The organism is Dehalobacter sp., assembly GCA_023667845.1.
In the GTDB taxonomy this organism is placed as follows: domain Bacteria; phylum Bacillota; class Desulfitobacteriia; order Desulfitobacteriales; family Syntrophobotulaceae; genus Dehalobacter.
In genome coordinates, this window is sequence record JAMPIU010000053.1 from 35090 (window position 1) to 55526 (window position 20437).

Sequence of the window (20437 nt, forward strand, 5' to 3'; positions counted from 1 at the left end):
TGCAGGAACTGTTATTCGCTTTTGCGGCTCGACGACATACCCCTTAAAGCTTCAAACATGACATTCCCGGCATTTTCAATATGTGCCGCTGCAAGCTTTTGCGCTTCTTCCACATCATGCCTTGCCACAGCATCAATGATCGCCCGGTGTTCCTGAATCGTATTTTTAACCCTTCCCGGAACTGCCAAAGATGTTGTCCGGAACCGCTGTGTCTGCTCTTTCAGGTTCGCAAGAATCTGAATCAGCCTCTCATTCCTGCTTGCCTTATACAAAAGAGCGTGGAAGTCTATATCGGACTGGACAATAACATCCAGAGAATCAGGCATTTTTTCATAATATAAAATCCGTTCCATCTCGTCAATTTCTTCTTCTGTAATCTTCTCGGCGGCGAGTCCTGCTGCCAGTCCTTCCAGGGCTGCGCGAATTTCAAATACGTCTTTAACATCCTTATGAGAGACCCCTGCCACATAAGCGCCCCTTCGCGGAACCATGACCACGAAGCCCTCCAGTTCAAGTTTGCGGATCGCTTCTCTTACAGGTGTACGGCTTACGCCCATTTCTTCTGCCAGCTGGATTTCCATCAAGCGTTCTCCTGGCTCCAGGACTCCACTGACGATAGCCTCCCGTAGGGCCTCAAGCACAATTTCCCTCAGAGGTTTATAACTATCAAGTTTTACCGGTACTAAACGTCTTTCCACCAAAAATCACTCCTTTTCTCCAGATTAATATTTCGAGAACCAATCGTTTTTACTAACCAGGTTTGATGATAACCCTTCTCAGCCAGAACCTTGCGCATCTTTTCCCCCTGACTATAATCCTTTACGATTCCGAACATTGTAGACCCGCTTCCGGACATCAGAGCTCCAAGGCAGCCTCCTTCCAGCAACAGCCGTTTTAAGACAGAAATCTTAGGGACAAGATCAAAAACAATATTCTCCAGATCATTAGAAAGCATTCTGCCAATCGTATCGATCCTGGCAGCACTTAGAACACTCACCCATCTTTGTTGATTGAGCTTCGAAAACTCAGCGCGTTTATCAAACAATCGATATGCATCTGCAGTGCTTACCCCCTGCTCCGGTTTAACCAGGATGATATCCATCTCGGGTGCCGGGGGGAGTTCTTGGAGTTCAGAACCGGTCCCTTCCCCCCATGCTGTTCCTCCAAGCAGACAAAATGCCGTATCCGAACCACATTGTTTAGCCAGCCCCACTAAATGTTCATAGGAGAAAGGATTTGACAGTAGCCTGTTCAATCCTATAAGAACAGCTGCGGCATCACTGCTTCCCCCGGCAAGCCCCGCCTGCAACGGAATATGTTTTTCGATCTTAATCTCAACTCCGGGAATGGCACCTGACGTCCTGGTCTTATATTCATCCAGAAAAAGCCCGGCAGCCTGATAAGCGAGATTTTTTTCGCCGCTTAATTCGCCGCAAAGGCAAGATATCCCGCCACCTTGAAGTGTGATCTCAACCCGGTCAAACAGAGACACAGATTGAAAGACCGTTTCAAGACTATGATATCCGTCAGCCCTGATATCATTGACAGCCAGCGCAAGGTTTATCTTGGCCGGTGCCAAAACAACCACAGAATTTTCTTTCATATTTACCAAGTTCTTTTACCTTTGATACGATAGAATTATTTTCCTAATATTATAGCGTATTACACCCTCATCCTGCCAGAAAAATATTCTAATCCGCCAAATTTCTTATTTCCGGCAGGATTAAATTGAGGTGATCATTAATGATTTTTCTTAACGGCTCTGCTTTTTCATAAAAGATCACAACAATATCTCCTTCTCTGGCTTTTGCCAGAGCTTCGCGCAAGGCTTCCTCTTCCTTAAGAATGATCTTTATTGAACTTGCCTTTTTCCCTTCCCTTAAAGCCTCTTCATAGATCATATGCGCAATTTCTCCTGATTTTCTGCCTCGCAGATCTGCATCTTCCTTAATATACAGTAGATCAAATCCTGCGGCAGCTTCCCTGGCAAATTGTTTTACTGTGGTGTCGCTTCTGTCACCGGGCAAGCCGATACACCCTACAATCCTCTTGTGCCCAATCGTCTGAAGTGTTTGGACAACCTCTTTAATACCGGCGGGGTTATGACCGTAATCCAGAATTACCTTAAAGCCATCCATTTCATAATATTCGAGCCTTCCCTGATTATCTTCAGGATTTTGCCCAAAGCCGCTTACCGCCCTCCTGATTTGCGGAGCAGTATATCCCAAAGCGTAGCAAGCTGCAACAGCTGCCAGGACATTTTGAACATTATGCCTCGCTTTTCCTCCCCAGGTAATCGGGATTTTGTTCAGGTTACAAACAGTTGAGCCGCAGGTCCCCTGGTAAATCCATATCTTCTTCTGATCTGCGACCACGGCAACCCCTCCAAACGCCAGGTGTTTACAGATTCTTCTGTTTTGGATTTCGGTACTAAAGTAAATAACATGGCCACTGGCTTTTTGGTCCAGGTTCACAACCTGAGGATCATCCGCATTTAGAATGGCAAAACCATGCTTTTGTACTCTTTCAGCAACCAGACTCTTCACCTTGCTCAAATCCTCAATAGTATCAATACCGTATTGACCGAGATGATCCTCAGAAATATTTGTGATAATCGCGACATCCGCATAATCATAACCGAGACCCGCCCGTAAAATCCCCCCTCTGGCTGTTTCCAGGACTGCAACTTGGACATCGGGGTGTCTCAGGACAGTCCTGGCACTGGCAGGTCCGCTGTGGTCACCCTTGCTGAGCAGTCTGTCATTAATATAGATTCCTTCCGTGGAAGTCATCCCTACTGTTAACTGCTGTTTCCGGAGCATTTTACTTAAAAGACGGACGACAGTTGTCTTGCCATTGGTTCCTGTCACCGAGACAATAGGGATTCTGCCGTTTCCATGCGGAAAGAGGATATTGACAATATCCCTGCCGATATTCCTGCTTTGGCCGGCACTGGGCAGCAAATGCATCCTTAAACCCGGAGCTGCATTGACCTCAATAATTCTGCCATCCTGCTCCCGGTAAGAACGCCTGATATCTTCCAGAATAAAGTCTATCCCGGCAATATCGAGTCCCAGTACGCTTGCTGCATAAACAGCCAGCTCAGCATTATCCCTGTGCACCAAATCTGTCACGTCCACTGCCGTTGATCCGGTACTGAGGTTCGCACTTTGCCGGAGTACGACTTTTTCTCCAAGATGTGGAACAGATTTCAGCGAAAATCCCTGCCGGCTGAGATCTAAAATAAGAACGGGATCAACCGCGATTTTTGATAAATATTTTTCATGCCCCGTTCCCCTTAGAGGATTATTATTTTCCTGTTCGATCAGCTCTTCAATGCTCGATTTGCCGTTTCCGGCAACTATCGGCGGTCTTCTCCTGGCCGCCGCCACCAATTTGCCCCCAACAACAAGAAGCCGGTAGTTGTTTCCTTTGATGTATTCTTCGATAATCACCTTTGTGCTGTAGATCTGCGCCAGGCGGCAGGCTTTAACAATCTCACTTTCCTTCGTTAAATTGAGAGATACACCTTTCCCCTGATTGCCCATACAAGGCTTGACAACCACACTGCCGTCAAATTGTCGGAACAGCTTCAGAATCTCCTCTTCCGAAGAAGCAATCTTTCCGCGTGGAACCGGTATGGCAGATTCACTGAGTATTAGCCGCGTAAGCTGTTTGTCTGCTGCAATATCTGTTCCGATGCAGCTCGTTCCACTTGTCATCGCCGCCTGTATTCTTTTTTGCAGACGGCCATAGCCAAGCTGATAAAGATTCCCATCCCCGAGCTTATCGTAAGGAATACCTCTGTCAAGGCAAGCCTGAAGAATGGCTTGCGTGGACGGCCCAGGCATATACGCTGAACGAAGTTTTTTTAATTGAGCGACCAACGGCTCAGCATTCGGCTCTTCCCCATAGCGCAGCCGGTTGAGAAAACCGGCTGCAGCATAAAGTGCCTCAATCGCTGCTTCCTTGCATTCATATTCATAGATCACCTCATATTCTTCCATTTCTTCAACCAGAATACGCGTTTTGCCGTAACGGCTTTTTTCTCCGGCTAAAGTCAGTAATTCTATACTGACATGCTCCAATACATGTCCAGGCAATGTTCCTTCTTCCAGTCTTTCAACAAACCCTCCGGGTTTTCCACGGGAACAGGTATGGTCGGCAAGTGAAGGTAGCGCCTTTAACAATCTTTGATTGAAATCGCCAAGCTCATGGGTCATTTTCCCCTGCCATTCGGCAATACTGACGATTCCGCGGATCACGGGCCTGTAACTGAAAAAGTTTGCACCTTCAATTGCTTTCACCTGATGTATCTTCATGAAGATGTAGCCTCCTGTTTCATTTCCTTTTTAGACAGCTCCGAATGATTCATACTGAATCCTTCAGCCTCACTCAGAAAGCTGGTCCGTTCAGTAATATTAAATCTCCAGCCTTCACTCAAAACGTGTACTTTGACCGGGGCAAGGGCCAGAGGCTTCCCATTATTTAAGTCGTCCACATTACTGATCACTGCACATGAAGCATCGGCAATAAGTACTGTTCCGCGCCCGATCACCCGAAAGGTCCCGTCTTTTCTGATATGGACAGATGTATCTTCATCAATTCCCATTCCTAAAAAGTACGGATTTAAAGAGACAGCCGTCATTAGCCGTCCAATCCTTCCTCTTTGGGCAAAATGCTGGTCAATAATGACACCCTTCAAAAGTCCTAGTCCGGGGGCCATCTGAATTAAGTCTTCACCAGGCGTATCTCCCTGTCCGCCGATAATCATTGTATCAGACATTACGGATGCTCCGGCACTGGTCCCTCCGATAATAACCCCTTGCTCATACAGATGCTGCAAGGCCATACCCATTGCAGTCCCGCCGATCATCGCTGTGATCCTGAGCTGGTCCCCCCCTGTAAAGAAAATACCGCTGGCTTGAACGATCTTTTCAATATTTTCACCTGCATTGGCATACGCTCTGTCTTGAATGGCAATCACGTCTATATTTGAGCAGCCAAACCTCATAAAAAGGTCTCTATAAATGATCCCCGCCTGCTCCCCGTCCTCTGAAGCTGCAGTAATCACACATATCCTGGATCTTTTTTCTCCTGCCTCGCGGTAATAATATTTTAAAATTTTACAGTCTTTTTCCTTGTCTTCTGCTCCGCCGATAATAAGCAGATTTCCCATAATATGCTCGGTCATAGCATCCCTCCGAGCTTAATTTGTGGAAATCTGCGTAAATTATTCCTAAACTTGTATTTTATTCATGGATCAATGCTCTACTTTGGGGTAACCTCTTCTGAGCTGTCCTCTTGTTTCAATTCCGCCTACACCGTCTACACCCGTAACTGTATGCCGAATAATATCTTTGAGAGAAACGGTACGGTCAATTGGCGTATAGGCAATGCTTTCCACCAGAAACACAGGGTCTAAGGCATGAATCAGCATTCGCCTTGGCGAAGAGGCAAAGTTTGCACCGGCTTCAATAATTGCTTCGAAATTAGACTGGCATCCGCCTGCAAAGATAACCAACTGATCTTTATTCGGCTGAATTCGCCTTGCTTCTGTAACGGACTGCACAAAATGGCCCGAGCTCCGGTAGCTGTCCAGACTTTTCAAATTACTCTTCCCTTTAAGCAAAGAGTCATGACCTGTCAAAACCAGAATATCCGCCGGATAATCTCGCAAAGACCCGGCAATTGCCTTGGGCTGTTCCGCTTCCGATTTACAAATTCCTTTGGCCTGAAGTCCCAATTGTCTATACGTTTTTAGACAATGATCCAAATATTCCTGATCTCCGTCCAAATGAAGAATTTTGCCCGGTATTTCAAAGTACTCTTCTTCAACGTTGAATTTGCGGTCGTAGACAACCTTACGGAATTTTTTATAAACTTCCTGAGAATCGGCCAGCTGATAATGGACAATTTGCTTATCATCCTTGAAAATAAGGTCATCGACATCGGCGTCGGCGATTAATCGGTAATTGAGCCCACCGAGTACTGCCGTTACTTTCTTGCGCCTTTTATTCAGGGCCAGTATTTTTAGAAATAAATCCTGGTTATAAGAAAGGCGGGCCACAATATCTCCTGTCTTAAACATGTCTAACCCTCCTGCTCTTCGCAAACTCCTTTAAAAATAGCCGCATCTATATTTTCTGATTTACTCTATTTTATGACATAAAAAAATACCGGTTCCCAAACCGGTATCCTTAGAATCAATTTCTTTGCGCCTCCCAGACGACTACAATCTTCTGATAATCAAGTATCCCGACATCTTCAGCCCTGAGCTTCGGGTCTACTCCTGCAGCCTTGAGTATCTCCGCAGTTTGCTCTTTGGGTAAGGAGAGTCCGCTGGAAAGCGTATTCAGCAGCATCTTCCTTCGCTGCGCAAAAGCCGCCCGCACAACCTTGAAAAAGACGTCTCTCTTTTCCAATGAGAATCCTGGATATGGCCGGATATCCAGTCTTAGCACCGTCGATGTGACCTTCGGCTGAGGCCAGAAGGCCGAAGGGGGAACATCGAACAGCCTTTTGACCTCGGCTGATAACTGAACGGCAATCGATAATATCCCATAATCCCTTCCCCCGGGCAGGGCACACATTCGGTCGGCAACTTCTTTCTGGACCATTACGGTCATGCCCTGCAGCGATTCCGCTTGGTCAAGAAAATGCATCAGTAGCGGATTTGTGATGTAGTATGGGAGATTGCCAATCAGCCAGCCTTTTTCCTGTCCCCAGAGATTGGCTAGTTTAAGCTTCAGGGCATCCATATGCAGCAGAACAAACGGGTAGGCGTTTAATTCTCTTTGGAGCAGCTCAACCTTTTCCTTATCAAGTTCTACCGCCCACATTTTAGGGTATTTCGGGGCAAGCATCCTTGTAAGTGCGCCCGGTCCCGGTCCAATCTCGACCAGCGGCAGATCGGTCCGGGGCACGCCCTCCTGTACAATTCTTTCAATAATACTGTCATCAACTAAAAAATTCTGACCCAAAGATTTTTTGGCCCGGACGCCATGGCGTACAACTCTGCGGATATAGGACGTCGTATCTTCCCATCTTGCTTCCGTCACTTACTTTCCATTCCCTTCCATCTGCTTTACTGCGGAATAAAATTCGTCTTTGGTTATCCCAAAACGGTTGACGCGAAATAAAAATTGCTTGGCGTTGGTATCCCCAATCCCCAAAATTCTCCCGAGCCGGGACCGTCTTGCAGCCGAACAGCTTTGCCCAACCAGGCCGCTTTGCCGCAAATCAGCCATTACTACCGCCTCAGTATTCATCTTCTCAGCAATTTTCACTCCATCGTTGCTGTCCATATTCGAAATCTTTACTTCGAGTATTTTGGAAAACGCTTTCCTGATCTCCTCCGAAGAAACGTTTTCCAGGCCAATATCATGATCTTTCGGATTGCGGGCTACCTCGACAGAAAGATAAACATGCCTGGCTTTCGGGATCCGTTTATTGATCCGCTCCCGAATCTGTTTTCCGGCAAAATCAGGGTCCGTACAGACAATAACGCCGCGTCTCTCTGCCATCTCCGCAATATACTCCAGCTTTTGTTCGGTCAATCCAAACCCCTCCGTCCAGATGACGTCAACTTTGCCCAGGGCACGTCTGACTGCATGCGCATCGTTTTTTCCTTCGACCACGATCAGCGGCTCATAATCAAGACCCGTATTTGTGTTGAAATTCATTTCATTCTCCTTTAGCTTGCAGCGACAAAAGCTTATCTATCTTCTTATCAATAGCCACTATTTTTCCCAGGCTGTTTTGATTGCTCTCAATGGCAGCTTCAATCTGCAGTACTTTGCGTCTGAGCTCGTTTAAGGCATTCTGAAGCAGTGTGTCCGAAGCCAGAATATCTTTCCCCAGTTCTTTCGTTGCTTCGCGAAAGCGGTTAAAAAATGTTTCGCTTTGTTTTTCGATGTAAAGAGTCAGCAGCCTTCCGGGAAGCAGCGTGTTGGTCCGGCCGTCCCCTCTGATCTTGTATGTGCCCCCAGCCGTGCAGTGCGGCTTTTCTTTACCGGAGGGAATCTCAATTCGATAGATTGGTTTTCTGGCATAGTTTTCTATTATTATAGCGACTTCAACGGGCGGAACACAACTCTCCGCTTTACTTAAAATAAAGAGTCTTTCCTTGTCACCAACCGGACAGCCTATAATTCTACCTTTCTGCATGCTGTTTTTATCTTCAATCTCACCCACGCCAGCTAAAATGGTTCCTCCATTTTCTGAATTCGCAAATGCTACTAAATCTGTGGCTTGAATGCCTTTAACTGTCATTTTGAAATCCGCATCGAAACCTTCCTGTTTGACCAGCAGCTGTTTTGTTTTGCTGGAAATCGTCATATATAGATCTTTTTCCATAAAAACCTCATGATAGGATATTTTCCTATTCTATCATAACCAATCATCAAACAAAAAATCACTCCAAAGAACCGCATCAGGAAGATTGAAAACAAAAGGAGGAACGTATCCTTTTGTCCCCCCTCTCCGCGGTATGTCTTAATGCAGTTGTTTTTCTGCTGCGCAGGCCTCACTGTCCACAATATCCAAAATCCTGCTCAAGATCTCCTCGTATTTTTCTTCGACAGCCTTAAAATTCATATACGGCACATAATATTGCTCCAAAGCATCGTGCTCCTGTTTGACCTGGTGAATACAGTCCATTCCGCTGAGCATAAGATGACCAAACAAATCCAGGTCACTGTTCCGTTCCTGTGTCAGTGATAAAGAAAGCTCTGTATGGACATGCCTGTTCAGGTTAACGGACTCTTGATGATTGTTTCGGAAATATTCGCTCGACGTCAGGGCGACCTGCAGTTCTTTGATCACAATCGTTCCGATCTTGGAAGGGATCAGCGGTAAGTGATAGATTTCTACATCAAAACCATTTTCCATGGCCTTAGCGGCAATTTTCTCCATAAAAACGGATCTTCCTGTACCCATCTCGCCTTCCAGATAAACAATTTCCCGGATTTCCTGCAGAATAGAATCTGTAAAATCAACAAAACCTTCCGGTGTATACGCACAGGAAAACAGATGTCTGGCCACGCCGGTCCTACAGGAGCTTTCCGCCATGTACACACCCTCAAATATTTTCTTTGCCAAACGCGATGTTTCCATATTCAACGCAAAAAAATCCATAGACTGCCTGGTTATGGCCATCATATTCTCCGCGACAGCTCTGGCTGCACTTAACAAACGGTAAGCCCTGGCAAACAGACGGCTGACTTCATTCGTTGAAGCGATAATATGTTTTACATTGTGCTGTATGGCATCCGTATCCCAGAATTCTCCCAGATTGATGATTTCATCCAGACCTCCAGGATACTTCGGATCCACAATATGCGGTGCAGTTCCATCAACCATCACAACCCCGGCATCCACAACTGCTATTCCGTCCAGGGAGTGATGATCGGAAGAGCAGTGGTGGAATTCCACATCATAACCCATTTCTGCCATTCTGTTCCCAATTTTTTTCATCAACGTTGATTTTCCGACACCAGGTCCTCCTTTGAGCACAAAAATCCGTTTCGTACCTTTTTCCAGCAGAAACGAATAGTACGAAAAAAATCCCTCTGAGGTATTTCCGCCCGGAAATACATGTTTCATGTTTCCTTTCATTTTACCGACACTCCTCAATGAATAATATGTTCACGCTTCATTTTATTGCCTGTTGCCTTAAAAGGTTCAATTGATGGTTCAGGGCAGTTCAGGAAAAAAAGTTTGACAAATCTCATTGATTTATTTCCCTTATTAATAAGGATTGTCGTTTCTTCGACTATTTTCATGCAGATATGCATGTTAATTACCACTAAAATCATTCAGCCGCTTGTTGCATTATTCCAGTTTCCAGCTTATAATCAAAATGTCTTTGGACGTTTGTCTGAGCATGGCATTTGTGATCTGCTGAGGGAGGGGAGATTTTCGCATGGATTTGCGCCGGGTATTTGACTGTATGATTTCCGTTTCGGAGTTAGGCCGCGGACAAGCTTCAAAAGTTATTCAGGCCGTTGAAGATGAAGGCAATCCCTATATCATCGTCAAAAATAATAAACCCCAGGCTGTCATCATCTCCATCCATGAATATTCGGAACTAATGCGCATCCGAGATATGGTCGCCTCTGGTCAGAATATCAGTTCTCCGCTCTATTCGCCCCATTTCCAGGATAATTATGCCTCCCTGAAAACAAATGCTCTTTCTGACGATGAAATCAATATTTTCCTTGAAAGTGAAGACCTCGAAGGCCTGGATCTTGAAAGCGAATCAAATGACTAAATGACGAACCAATAAATTTGATTCCTATATATAAATTGAACAGTTATATAAATTATAACAGTTTGGCAATCATCCAGATATTTTCAAAAAAATAGCTTGGATTTTGCTTGAACTGTTTTCTTTATTCATACTATAATGAATCTTATATCACCGAAAACAACCTATAACATTTGATGATATCTTATAAATGCAGATCTAAAATTTGAGAGGATGGAGACAATGAAAAAGCTTCTGACAGGCAACGAAGCGATTGCAAGAGGTGCCTGGGAAGCCGGAGTTGTAGTATGCACGGCTTATCCAGGAACCCCCAGTACGGAAATTACAGAAAACGCAGCAAAATATGATGAGATGTATGCGGAATGGTCCCCGAACGAAAAAGTAGCACTCGAAGTTGGTTTGGGTGCTGCGATTGCCGGCGGAAGAGCGCTTGTCTCCATGAAACATGTTGGGGTAAACGTAGCAGCAGATCCCTTGTTTACACTTTCGTATACCGGTGTTAACGGTGGACTGGTACTTGTATCTGCTGACGATCCGGGCATGCATAGTTCTCAAAATGAACAGGATAACCGTCATTTTGGACGGGCAGCAAAAATTCCGGTACTAGAGCCGGCCAACAGCCAGGAGGCCAAAGATTTTACCAAATTGGCTTTTGACATCAGCGAGATGTTTGATACTCCGGTTATGCTCAGAACGACAACACGGGTGGCACATTCCCAGTCCCTGGTCGAACTTGCTGACCGTGAGGAGAAAGGAATCAAGGAATATCAGAAAAATCCTTCCAAATATGTGATGATTCCCGCAAATGCCCGTCATCGCCATGTAGTTGTTGAGGATAGGCTGATAAAACTAAAAAACTACGCTGAAAGTACCGATTTAAACCGTGTTGAATGGAACGATACAAAAATCGGAGTAATTACCAGCGGCGTAACCTACCAGTATGTCAAAGAAATTTTACCGGAAGTTTCAATCTTAAAACTTGGCATGACCTTCCCGCTGCCCCAAAAAATGATTATGGACTTTGCGGACAAAGTAGATCAGTTATATATTGTCGAAGAATTGGAACCTTTTATCGAAGAGTATGTAAGATCCTGGGGTCTTGATGTTCATGGCAAGGATACTTTTCCGCTGATCGGAGAATTACTGCCGGAAACGATTGCCGCCAAAATGGTACAGACGCTTGGGGACTGTTCTCCCCGCGAGACGGCCGAACCAGATCAACTGCAATATGAAGTTCCTCCGCGTCCTCCTGTCCTATGTCCCGGCTGTCCGCACAGAGGTCTTTTCTATGTACTTAATAAGCTTAAAGTCACTGTCGCCGGTGACATCGGTTGTTATACGCTTGGCTGCCTTGCTCCGCTTAAAGCCATTGACACGACCATTTGTATGGGAGCAAGCATCGGTACTGCTATTGGTATGGAGAAAGCCAGAGGTAAGGATTTTGCACGCAGCCTGGTCGCTGTGATTGGAGATTCTACTTTCATTCATTCGGGAATAACTGCACTTGTTGACGTTGTCTACAATAAAGCAACAACAACGACAATTATTCTGGATAACCGCATCACGGCAATGACCGGCCACCAACATAACCCGACGACCGGGTTTACAGTTAAAGGAGAGCCTACCAAAGAAATTGATCTCGTCCTTCTGGCCAAGGCCGTCGGCGTAGAACGGGTACGGGTTGTTGACCCGTTTGAGCTGGAGGGGCTAGAAAAAATTGTCGGAGAAGAACTGGCTGCAGAAGAGCCTTCAGTCATAATCACCCAACGGAATTGCGCCCTGATCGATAAAAGCAGGAATAACCCTTATAGCGTATCCCCGGGAGCTTGTACCGGCTGTCTACGCTGCCTTAAGTTAGGCTGTCCCTGTATTGCCAAGGAAGGGAAAAAAGTCAGGATCAATCTTGCCCAGTGTGTAGGCTGCGGGCTTTGTGCCACCGTCTGCCCCAGCGAAGCAATGAGGAAAGAAGGTAGCGCCAATGACTGATATCACGAATATTCTTATTGTTGGAGTAGGGGGACAGGGAACAATCCTTGCAAGCAGAGTACTGGCGGGCGCCGTCCAAATGACCGGCCAGGACGTTAAGGTCTCGGAGATTCACGGGATGGCTCAGCGGGGCGGGAGTGTGGTTACCCAGGTAAGATACGGCAAAGAAGTCGCCTCCCCGATCATTCCTGAAGGTGAAGCGGATATTATACTCGCTTTTGAGAAGCTGGAGGCTCTCCGCTGGCTGCCCTATCTGAAAAAGGATGGCAGCATCTTAATTAATGACCAAAGGATCGATCCTATGCCGGTAGTCGTCGGAGCAGCGCAATATCCTTCCGATGTGTTGGATATTATTAAAAAAGAACGTAAAGAAGTTTTCATCATCAACGGACTCGAAAAGGCTGTCGAAGCTGGTAACGCTAAAGCAGTCAACGTTGTTTTGCTGGGATTGCTGGCCAGATGCCTGAAGATCGACAAGCAAACTTGGCTTGATGTTATCCGGGAAACAGTCCCCTCCAAACTGCTTGAGGTCAATCTGAAAGCTTTTGAAGAGGGCTGGAACAGTTTTGACCGCTGAGTTGTATCTCTGTACAAAAAAATGACCGATAGGATACTGCTAATAGTGTTATGCTATTGGCAGTATTTTTTTAGGCTCTATGTCAAATGTTGGGGTGAACCCCAAAACAAGAGTAACTCTAAACCAATATGATGCTGCTAATGGTTTTTGACTGTTATCAGCATTTTTTGAGCTAGGCTAAGGTTGACGACATGGTGCCATCCTCTTTTCGGCTGTTGTGCCATCCATGGCACAAACAGTCGCGTTCCGCATCCGAGCTCCACTTGGCGCGAACAGTACCATGTCGTTAATATCTCGTTCATTAAGCCATCATCTAGAGAATGTGGGATTCTCATACGAAAAAAGGGGACAGCACGACTTTATCGAACATATGTTTGCTTTATTCATTATCCTGTGCTAGAATTAATTTGGGTGATGAGCATGGGTACTCTGGAAAAACTTGCAGTCCTCGCTGATGGAGCCAAGTATGATGTCTCTTGTGCGTCAAGCGGGGTAAATAAGCATAATCAAGGCGGTATCGGCAACTCCAAATCATTTGGCATTTGCCATACCTGGTCTGCTGATGGCCGCTGTGTTTCGCTTTTAAAGATTCTCCTGACCAACTACTGCATCTATAACTGCAATTACTGCGTCAACCGCAATCAGAATGATATCCCGCGAGCCAGTTTCACGCCAAGGGAAGTTGCCGACCTGACGATTCAATTCTACAGGCGGAATTATATTGAAGGTCTTTTTTTGAGCTCGGGTATTGAGCGCAGTCCAAATCATACCATGGAAAGGATTTATCAGGTTCTTGACATTCTGAGGCATGAATATCACTTTTACGGATATATACACGTCAAAGTGATTCCCGGCGCCGATCCGGCACTGGTCAACAAGACCGGATTGCTCGCCGACAGGATGAGCATTAATATTGAACAGCCTACAGAGCAGAGCCTCAAACTCCTGGCCCCGCAAAAGACACTGCCCGTCCTATTTGCGCCGATGAATCAAATTCATCATCAGATGACGCAAAACGCTTCCGAAAGAAAGATTTTCCGGCACGTCCAAAAATTTGTTCCAGCAGGACAGTCGACCCAGATGATTGTCGGGGCAAGCAAAGACAGCGACCTTTCCATTATTAAAGCCACAGAAACCCTTTACAACCGTTTTCAGTTGAAAAGAGTCTATTACTCGGCCTATGTTCCCGTTAATGAGGGCCCAAATCTTCCTGCTCTTTCCACTTCTCCGCCTTTGCTTAGAGAACACCGGCTCTATCAGGCGGACTGGCTGCTGAGATTTTACAGCTTTAAAGCGGATGAAATCGTCAATGAACAGAGTCCGTTTTTGGATACCGATTTTGATCCCAAAATTTCCTGGGCGCTTCGAAACATGCAGTTATTTCCTCTAGAAATCAACCAAGCCTCTTATGAAGAGCTGCTTCGAATTCCTGGCGTAGGCGTGACTTCCGCCCAGAGAATCATTCGGCAGCGCAGGCTGGGTAATATTTCTTATAATCATCTTAAAAAAATGGGGGTGGTTCTTAAGCGCGCTAAATATTTTATCACGTGTCAGGGCTGTTATTACGGAGGCATCCCTGCAGAAAGTGCCTTGGTGCGCCAGGCCCTGACACCTGTGGCCAAACCCGTTCAGCTATGTTTGTTTTGATTTATCCTGTAAACATATATGATCATTTTAGGGTTGACAAGGTTCTAGGAGTCTTCCGAAGAATGAGGGACTGTTGAAAATGGATTATTTATATGACGGAAGCTTTGACGGTTTACTGACTTCAATATATTACAGCTATTATGAACAAAAAGCCCATGGAATCTATCCTGAAGCTTCGTATCAGTTCAATATGTTCACGCCATCTACTGTTATCCAAAGTGATCCTGTGCTTGCTGCCAGGGTTTATGATGCGATAGACAGAAAAATTTCTGTCTACTCCTTAATGCAGATCTATTATGTATACCTCTCGAACAATCCCGCCAAAGAAAACCTTATCTTAAAATACCTTCAGCTCGGCTTTCAATTAGGTCCGAAAATTGACAGCATTCATTCTCATCCCGAGGTATTGCCGATCCGGCAAACAGCCAAGAAAGTATCTTTTGAAGCAGAACGCTTTTTAGGGCTGCTTCGCTTTACGGATACCGGCAGTTATCTTTATGCGGTTCTGGAGCCGGATCATAATATATTAATTCTTCTGGCCGACCATTTTGCTGACAGGCTAGCAGGCGAACGTTTCATTATTCATGACAAAAAAAGAAATCTTGCGATTATCTGCAATAAAAAAGAATGGTACCTTTCCGATTCCTCCGAGGAAGCAGCCATTCCTGATTCAGAGACAGAACAATTTTACCAAGAGCTCTGGGCTAAATATTTTACCCGTATCAGCATCGAAAACCGCAAAAATAAAAAGCTCCAATCCCATTTTGTCCCCCAGCGCTATCGGCATAACCTGGTAGAATTTCGAAAATCGGAGCTGCTTTAGTCCCATCCGTCCATCAATTCATTACAATGTTCTTTCAACCAGTTTTTCCACTTCTTATAGTCCGGCAGAATTTGTTCCACGAATGCCCAAAATTCCTTGGAATGGTTCATGTACTTAAGATGGGCTAATTCGTGAATAATCACATAAGCCGCAACCTGGTTCGGTGCCATGATAATGCGCCAATTTAAGTTGATGTATCCTTTGCTTGAACAGCTTCCCCATTTTGTTTTTTGATCCTTAATTCTAAGTTTTTGATAGATAATATCCAGCTGTCTGGCATAATACTCAACCTGTTCAGGAAGAAGCTTTTGGGCCTGTCGGATATACCATTCTTCCAGTATCTTTTTGGTTGATTGACTTTTTTTCTCTTTTGATAACCCCGGTGGAACGGTTACAACGATCCTGCTTCCAATAAACGATGCTGAGGAGCTTCCGGGTCCGGCCTTTTCCTCGATCAGCAGAGGATAATGCCTGCCCCTGTACAGTAGTTTTTCACCTGAAACATATTCCTTCGCAGCAGTTTCCCCTGCTGCTGAATTTTGTTTTTCGATGTACTTCAATATCAGGTCTTTATTGTTTTCCAGATATCGTCTGGCCTGGGTGAAAGTAACTTCGGCAGGAACAGAAACCTTTAACTTCTGATGTTTGATGGTAACAATCAATCTTTTTGCTTTGCTGCTTTTTCGAAGCTCGTATTCAATTTGCCTTTTGCCTATACGAAGGTATTCCATTTTGCCTTCCACTTTACTCCCGAAAATAATGATATTGCCCTGTGCAAAAAATCGAGCAAGACTATTTTACTACGATTAAGGGAAAAAAAGAAACCTTTACGCCAATAAATATTATCTGAATATATCTTTTATTTGTATTTTTCGTTCATAATCCCGTCATACCGTCCGATAGGTTGCCTGGCTGACTGCCACTTTCCACCCGCTCAGGTATTGTTGGCGCTCAGATTCGGTGATGTTCGAAGCAAAAATAAGGCGCCCTTTACTAAGGTCTTTCAGCTCTTCCTTGTCCTTCCAGTATCCGGTTGCCAAACCTGCCAGATATGCTGCTCCCAAAGCCGTAACCTCACAAATTTCTGACCGTTCAACCGGAATACCGCTGAGATCCGCCTGAAACTGCAGCAGGAAATTATTATCAGCTGCACCGCCGTCTACTTTCAAGGCCTTAAGAGGGATATCGGCATCCTTAGCCATTGCCGTAAGAACATCATTTGTCTGATAAGCAATGCTCTCCAGCGCGGCTCTTACAAGGTGGAAACGGTTTGCGCCCCGGGTAAGTCCGGTCACTATGCCGCGGGCATGCATATCCCAGTATGGTGCGCCGAGTCCGACGAAGGCCGGAACAATATAGACATCGTTCGTATCTTTGACCTGAGTTGCATAATACTCGCTTTCGGCAGAAGTTTTCAGCAATCCAAGTTCATCACGAAGCCACTGAATGACTGCTCCGCCAATAAACACACTGCCTTCCAGCGCATATTCCACCTCGTTGTCAATTCCCCAGGCAATTGTCGTCAGCAATTTATTTTGAGACCGGATCATATTTCTACCGGTATGCATCAGGATAAAACAACCCGTACCGTAGGTATTTTTGACCATTCCTTCTGTAAAGCAGGCCTGCCCAAAAAGTGCGGCCTGCTGATCACCGGCTATGCCAGCTATCGGTATTTCAGCTCCAAATATCGAAGAATCTGTTACACCGTAACAGTGGCTGCTCGGACAGACTTCCGCCAGCAGTGGTCTGGGGATATCCAAATAAGATAATATTTTGTCATCCCACGCTAGTTCCCTGATATTATAGAGCATGGTCCGGGAGGCATTGCTGTAATCCGTAATATGCAGCCGGCCTTTGGTAAGATTCCAGACGAGCCAGCTGTCAATTGTGCCAAAAAGCAAATCCTCTTTTTCGGCCATCGCCTGACCATCCGGGATATGATCCAGGATCCAGCGAATTTTCGTTCCGGAAAAATAAGCATCCGCAACAAGGCCGGTCGCATCTGAAATATACTCGTTCAAGGTACCGTTCAGTATCTGCTCGCAAAGTTCCGTCGTTCTACGGCATTGCCAGACAATCGCATGATAGACAGGTTTGCCGGTAAAACGGTTCCAAACCACAGTCGTCTCCCTTTGATTTGCTATCCCTAGCCCAACAATATCATCCGGATTTATGTTCGTCTGATCCAGAACCTCTCTGATAGCAGCCAGCTGGGTGTCCCAGATTTCCAAAGGATCATGTTCAACCCACCCCGGGAACGGATAAATCTGGGCAAACTCTTTTTGGGCTTTACCTACGATCATTCCTTCATGGTTAAAAATGACAGCCCGTGAGCTTGTTGTCCCCTGATCGCGCAATAATATATTTTTGAACCATTTGTGTTCCTCCATTAACCAGTTCATTAATGAGCCAAAGCCCGAATACTTTTCGCAAATAATTTTATTATACTATAATTAATGAGAAAACAGGCCAAAATAGTTCCAATCAGTACCCGATTAAGCTGAATAGATGAACACGGCAACCAGAATTATCTGAGGAAAGAAGTGTCAGACTATGCAAAACTGGCAGGAAAAAGCAGCCATACTCGTTGATGAGCATGTAGCTCCTCAAGGAGTTCATGACAAACGCATCCTGGACGCCATTAAAAAAATCCCCAGACATTTGTTCATTCCTGAAGATTTATGGCCCTACAGTTATGATGATGAACCGCTTCCGATCGGAGAGAAGCAGACGATCTCTCAGCCCTTTATTGTCGCTAAAATGACCGAGCTATTGGCTTTGGAACCTGGTGACAAAGTCCTTGAAATAGGTACGGGTTCCGGCTATCAGTCTGCTTTGCTGGCCGAGATGGGTATGGCCGTGACAACCATCGAAAGAATCGAAGCACTCGCCCTTAAAGTTCGAGTATTATTTGAACAGCTGAACTATCCAATCTGCAGTATCATTGCCGACGGCCGAAACGGTTATGAACCAAATGCACCGTACCGGGGAATCCTCGTAACGGCAGCAACACCGGTCATTGGACCTTGCTGGCTTGAACAGCTCGATGTCGACGGAAAAATCGTTGTCCCGCTTGAAGCCGGCGAAGGGCTAGCCTGTCAGCGTTTGCTGGTCAGACAAAAGACCAATACAAATCCGGAAGGCTATATTGACAGCTGGGATGACTACTGCCGCTTTGTACCGCTGCTCTCTGGGACAGCAGCGGGAACAAAAGAAACGCTCCCATGTCCCCGCTCGTCTATTTCCCGTACTTAAGCAGCCTCTTCACGGCAAATTCTACCCATTTGCTATCCGGCTGTCCATAATTGCTGTAAGGATGAATGGAGATCCCTCCTCTGGGGCTGAATTCTCCTATAACTTCGATATATCTAGGTTCAAGTAGCCGGATCAGGTCCTTCATGATGATGTTGACAACATCTTCGTGGAAACCTCCATGGTTGCGGAAACTGAAAAGATATAGCTTCAACGATTTGCTTTCTACCAATTTTTGATCCGGAATGTAATTGATAATCATCGTTCCAAAATCCGGCTGGCCGGTAATCGGACACAGGCTGGTAAATTCAGGGCAATTTAAGCGGACAAAATAATTATTATCGGGATACTTGTTTGCAAAACTCTCCAGTATGTCCGGATCATAATCAAAAACATAGCGTGTTTGTCCCGATCCCAGAAGTGACAGGTCCTCAGTTTCCTTGTTTTTCATTTACGGTAACCTCCCAACGGTTCTTAATCATAAACAGAATGCTTATTCCGAGCACTTGCATCAGACTCTTAACAGCAAACTGCCCGAGTACTGCATTCGGTACAAAATCCCAGATCAGGATGCCTGAAATAAGCGGGGACAGACCGATTAATATAAAGACTAAACTATCGAGAAAACTGCTGACAATCCCGCTCGCAAACACTTTACGCAGGAAAGAGCCTTTAAGCCTCGTATAAATTTCCGTATCTGCCGATTCCGATATCAAAAAGGAAATGGCTGAAGCCAAGGTAATGGTCAAAGTATCTCCAAGAAGTTTGGAGGAAACAGCCGATAGGACAAGAGCCGTGGTAATCGCCAGATAAGCAGCTTTTCGCCCGTACTTGCGCTGAATAATGTCCCTAAGTACCAACGTCACCCCGATCAGCCAGCTTCCGTAAGGAATTAAAAACGGTCCTATCTGCAAAGGTGCCAGCGCTGCAGTAATAATATTCGCAATAATGATGGCAGCTAAATAAAGAATAAGCAACATTATTTTTCTCCTAATAATAAATAATGACCCAAAGATTTGCCACTCCTTGCCGTCCATGGATGTTAAAAATAAAAAGGGCATGTAACTGCCCTAAAACTACCAGACGATAGCTTCCCTAGTTTTGTTTAGAGACAGGATGGATGACGAACTGTCTTATTAAGTTAAATGGTCTATTCCATATCGGTAAACGGCCAGGATGCGGATAGCTTGCAGCTGTCTCCTCGATAATAAGTAATACCCAGCCCGATTGGCTTATCCTGTGTATTAAACAGTCTTTGCTCAACAACCAAAAGTGGGAGAGCATTGTACAGGGACAGGTATTTTGATATTTTTTCATCAGGCATTTGGGCAGAAATTGTTAATTCTTTCTTAATCGCAAACAGAGAAGTATACCGAGAAACAATTTCCGGGAAAGTATTGTATTTGATTTCTTTTTCAACGATAGGCATTCCCTTGTAGTAAATCAGGTATTTTTCATCATACGCGACTGCTTCTCCATTGCTGCAATGGATCCGTTTAACCATAATTATTTTTTTGCTTTGGGGTATATTCAGACTGTCAATGAGTCTTGGTGTCGGCAGGATAATTTTAACTTCAATCAGCTTGGTCGTATCGATGGTGTTAATCAGATTTGCCATCTCGTTGTAATATAAGATGTATTTCTTGGAATCCGGTTCATTCACAAAGCTACCCTTGCCAGGGATAGAGGTGATATATCCCTCATTCACTAAGATTGCCAGACCCTTGCGGACCGTCATCCGGCTCACGCCATAGGTATCACACAATGAATTTTCTGAAGGGATCGCATCTCCCGGCTTCAAAACACCCTCTTTGATTTTTTTCTTTATCTCTTCAATAATATGTTGATAGATTGGTAATTCCATCTTCTTACTCCTCGG

At 45.2% G+C, this 20437-nt stretch carries 20 protein-coding genes; 6 read left to right on the forward strand and 14 right to left on the reverse strand.

Translation table 11 applies throughout. The features are described 5' to 3' along the window. Window positions 1-11: 11 nt before the first annotated feature. The 9 genes from NC238_03765 to NC238_03805 all read right to left on the reverse strand — a co-directional run bounded on the left by NC238_03765 (window position 12) and on the right by NC238_03805 (window position 9618). A complete protein-coding gene (locus NC238_03765; GenBank protein MCM1565074.1) occupies window positions 12-698 on the reverse strand; it encodes a GntR family transcriptional regulator in 687 nt (228 codons plus the stop codon). Further along, complete coding sequence (gene ispE, locus NC238_03770; GenBank protein ID MCM1565075.1) at window positions 683-1603, reverse strand: 4-(cytidine 5'-diphospho)-2-C-methyl-D-erythritol kinase; 921 nt, start codon at window positions 1601-1603, stop codon at window positions 683-685. Before ispE ends, NC238_03765 begins: the two co-directional genes overlap by 16 nt. Window positions 1604-1691: 88 nt before the next feature. Beyond that, window positions 1692-4322, reverse strand: a complete 2631-nt coding sequence (gene cphA, locus NC238_03775; protein ID MCM1565076.1) for a cyanophycin synthetase — start codon at window positions 4320-4322, stop codon at window positions 1692-1694. Then, window positions 4319-5194 carry a cyanophycinase gene (locus NC238_03780; GenBank protein ID MCM1565077.1) on the reverse strand — a complete coding sequence of 292 codons (876 nt, stop codon included), beginning with the start codon at window positions 5192-5194 and terminating at the stop codon, window positions 4319-4321. The genes cphA and NC238_03780 overlap by 4 nt, the downstream gene beginning before the upstream one ends. Window positions 5195-5263: 69 nt before the next feature. Continuing rightward, a complete protein-coding gene (gene yabG, locus NC238_03785; GenBank protein MCM1565078.1) occupies window positions 5264-6091 on the reverse strand; it encodes a sporulation peptidase YabG in 828 nt (275 codons plus the stop codon). A gap of 115 nt (window positions 6092-6206) precedes the next feature. Next, on the reverse strand, window positions 6207-7061 hold the full coding sequence (gene rsmA, locus NC238_03790) for a 16S rRNA (adenine(1518)-N(6)/adenine(1519)-N(6))-dimethyltransferase RsmA (protein ID MCM1565079.1): 855 nt from the start codon (window positions 7059-7061) through the stop codon (window positions 6207-6209). Then, on the reverse strand, window positions 7062-7685 hold the full coding sequence (locus NC238_03795) for a DUF4093 domain-containing protein (GenBank protein MCM1565080.1): 624 nt from the start codon (window positions 7683-7685) through the stop codon (window positions 7062-7064). Between the two features lies 1 nt (window position 7686). Then, window positions 7687-8358, reverse strand: a complete 672-nt coding sequence (locus NC238_03800; protein ID MCM1565081.1) for an ATP-binding protein — start codon at window positions 8356-8358, stop codon at window positions 7687-7689. Between the two features lie 138 nt (window positions 8359-8496). Beyond that, on the reverse strand, window positions 8497-9618 hold the full coding sequence (locus tag NC238_03805; protein MCM1565082.1) for an ATPase: 1122 nt from the start codon (window positions 9616-9618) through the stop codon (window positions 8497-8499). A gap of 307 nt (window positions 9619-9925) precedes the next feature. On the opposite strand from NC238_03805, the gene NC238_03810 reads away from it, so the two are divergent. The 5 genes from NC238_03810 (at window position 9926) to NC238_03830 (ending at window position 15303) form a co-directional block, all read left to right on the forward strand. Beyond that, on the forward strand, window positions 9926-10273 hold the full coding sequence (locus NC238_03810) for a type II toxin-antitoxin system Phd/YefM family antitoxin (protein ID MCM1565083.1): 348 nt from the start codon (window positions 9926-9928) through the stop codon (window positions 10271-10273). Between the two features lie 219 nt (window positions 10274-10492). After that, the gene (gene iorA / locus NC238_03815) at window positions 10493-12256 is read left to right on the forward strand and encodes an indolepyruvate ferredoxin oxidoreductase subunit alpha (GenBank protein MCM1565084.1); all 1764 of its coding nucleotides are present in this window, start codon (window positions 10493-10495) and stop codon (window positions 12254-12256) included. Beyond that, entirely contained in the window at window positions 12249-12833 is a 585-nt protein-coding gene (locus tag NC238_03820) for an indolepyruvate oxidoreductase subunit beta (GenBank protein MCM1565085.1), read from the forward strand. Before iorA ends, NC238_03820 begins: the two co-directional genes overlap by 8 nt. 420 nt (window positions 12834-13253) lie before the next feature. Beyond that, window positions 13254-14480 carry a putative DNA modification/repair radical SAM protein gene (locus NC238_03825; GenBank protein ID MCM1565086.1) on the forward strand — a complete coding sequence of 409 codons (1227 nt, stop codon included), beginning with the start codon at window positions 13254-13256 and terminating at the stop codon, window positions 14478-14480. Window positions 14481-14559: 79 nt separating this feature from the next. Continuing rightward, on the forward strand, window positions 14560-15303 hold the full coding sequence (locus NC238_03830; GenBank protein MCM1565087.1) for a TIGR03915 family putative DNA repair protein: 744 nt from the start codon (window positions 14560-14562) through the stop codon (window positions 15301-15303). On the opposite strand, the gene NC238_03835 is transcribed toward NC238_03830, so the two are convergent. After that, the gene (locus NC238_03835) at window positions 15300-16034 is read right to left on the reverse strand and encodes a M48 family metallopeptidase (GenBank protein ID MCM1565088.1); all 735 of its coding nucleotides are present in this window, start codon (window positions 16032-16034) and stop codon (window positions 15300-15302) included. The genes NC238_03830 and NC238_03835 overlap by 4 nt on opposite strands. Before the next feature lie 156 nt (window positions 16035-16190). Next, window positions 16191-17708: a glycerol kinase GlpK gene (gene glpK, locus NC238_03840; protein MCM1565089.1), complete on the reverse strand. Its 1518-nt coding sequence runs from the start codon at window positions 17706-17708 to the stop codon at window positions 16191-16193. Window positions 17709-17859: 151 nt separating this feature from the next. Between glpK and NC238_03845 the strand changes: the two genes are divergently transcribed. Further along, on the forward strand, window positions 17860-18561 hold the full coding sequence (locus tag NC238_03845; GenBank protein MCM1565090.1) for a protein-L-isoaspartate(D-aspartate) O-methyltransferase: 702 nt from the start codon (window positions 17860-17862) through the stop codon (window positions 18559-18561). On the opposite strand, the gene queF is transcribed toward NC238_03845, so the two are convergent. The 3 genes from queF to NC238_03860 form a co-directional block, all read right to left on the reverse strand. After that, window positions 18545-19009, reverse strand: coding sequence for a preQ(1) synthase (queF, locus tag NC238_03850; protein ID MCM1565091.1), 465 nt, complete (start codon window positions 19007-19009; stop codon window positions 18545-18547). The genes NC238_03845 and queF overlap by 17 nt on opposite strands. Continuing rightward, on the reverse strand, window positions 18990-19538 hold the full coding sequence (locus tag NC238_03855; GenBank protein ID MCM1565092.1) for a VUT family protein: 549 nt from the start codon (window positions 19536-19538) through the stop codon (window positions 18990-18992). Before NC238_03855 ends, queF begins: the two co-directional genes overlap by 20 nt. Window positions 19539-19708: 170 nt before the next feature. Next, entirely contained in the window at window positions 19709-20422 is a 714-nt protein-coding gene (locus NC238_03860) for a GntR family transcriptional regulator (protein ID MCM1565093.1), read from the reverse strand. Window positions 20423-20437: the final 15 nt, after the last annotated feature.

What these genes read in the sequence shown, in the direction of transcription:
- ispE (MCM1565075.1), bottom strand. Translation starts at nt 1,603, where the DNA reads ATGAAAGAAAATTCTGTGGTTGTTTTGGCACCGGCCAAGATAAACCTT.
- cphA (MCM1565076.1), bottom strand. Translation starts at nt 4,322, where the DNA reads ATGAAGATACATCAGGTGAAAGCAATTGAAGGTGCAAACTTTTTCAGT.
- NC238_03780 (MCM1565077.1), bottom strand. Translation starts at nt 5,194, where the DNA reads ATGACCGAGCATATTATGGGAAATCTGCTTATTATCGGCGGAGCAGAA.
- yabG (MCM1565078.1), bottom strand. Translation starts at nt 6,091, where the DNA reads ATGTTTAAGACAGGAGATATTGTGGCCCGCCTTTCTTATAACCAGGAT.
- NC238_03795 (MCM1565080.1), bottom strand. Translation starts at nt 7,685, where the DNA reads ATGAATTTCAACACAAATACGGGTCTTGATTATGAGCCGCTGATCGTG.
- NC238_03800 (MCM1565081.1), bottom strand. Translation starts at nt 8,358, where the DNA reads ATGGAAAAAGATCTATATATGACGATTTCCAGCAAAACAAAACAGCTG.
- NC238_03805 (MCM1565082.1), bottom strand. Translation starts at nt 9,618, where the DNA reads ATGAAAGGAAACATGAAACATGTATTTCCGGGCGGAAATACCTCAGAG.
- NC238_03810 (MCM1565083.1), top strand. Translation starts at nt 9,926, where the DNA reads ATGGATTTGCGCCGGGTATTTGACTGTATGATTTCCGTTTCGGAGTTA.
- iorA (MCM1565084.1), top strand. Translation starts at nt 10,493, where the DNA reads ATGAAAAAGCTTCTGACAGGCAACGAAGCGATTGCAAGAGGTGCCTGG.
- NC238_03820 (MCM1565085.1), top strand. Translation starts at nt 12,249, where the DNA reads ATGACTGATATCACGAATATTCTTATTGTTGGAGTAGGGGGACAGGGA.
- NC238_03825 (MCM1565086.1), top strand. Translation starts at nt 13,254, where the DNA reads ATGGGTACTCTGGAAAAACTTGCAGTCCTCGCTGATGGAGCCAAGTAT.
- NC238_03830 (MCM1565087.1), top strand. Translation starts at nt 14,560, where the DNA reads ATGGATTATTTATATGACGGAAGCTTTGACGGTTTACTGACTTCAATA.
- NC238_03835 (MCM1565088.1), bottom strand. Translation starts at nt 16,034, where the DNA reads ATGGAATACCTTCGTATAGGCAAAAGGCAAATTGAATACGAGCTTCGA.
- glpK (MCM1565089.1), bottom strand. Translation starts at nt 17,708, where the DNA reads ATGAACTGGTTAATGGAGGAACACAAATGGTTCAAAAATATATTATTG.
- NC238_03845 (MCM1565090.1), top strand. Translation starts at nt 17,860, where the DNA reads ATGCAAAACTGGCAGGAAAAAGCAGCCATACTCGTTGATGAGCATGTA.
- queF (MCM1565091.1), bottom strand. Translation starts at nt 19,009, where the DNA reads ATGAAAAACAAGGAAACTGAGGACCTGTCACTTCTGGGATCGGGACAA.
- NC238_03855 (MCM1565092.1), bottom strand. Translation starts at nt 19,538, where the DNA reads ATGTTGCTTATTCTTTATTTAGCTGCCATCATTATTGCGAATATTATT.
- NC238_03860 (MCM1565093.1), bottom strand. Translation starts at nt 20,422, where the DNA reads ATGGAATTACCAATCTATCAACATATTATTGAAGAGATAAAGAAAAAA.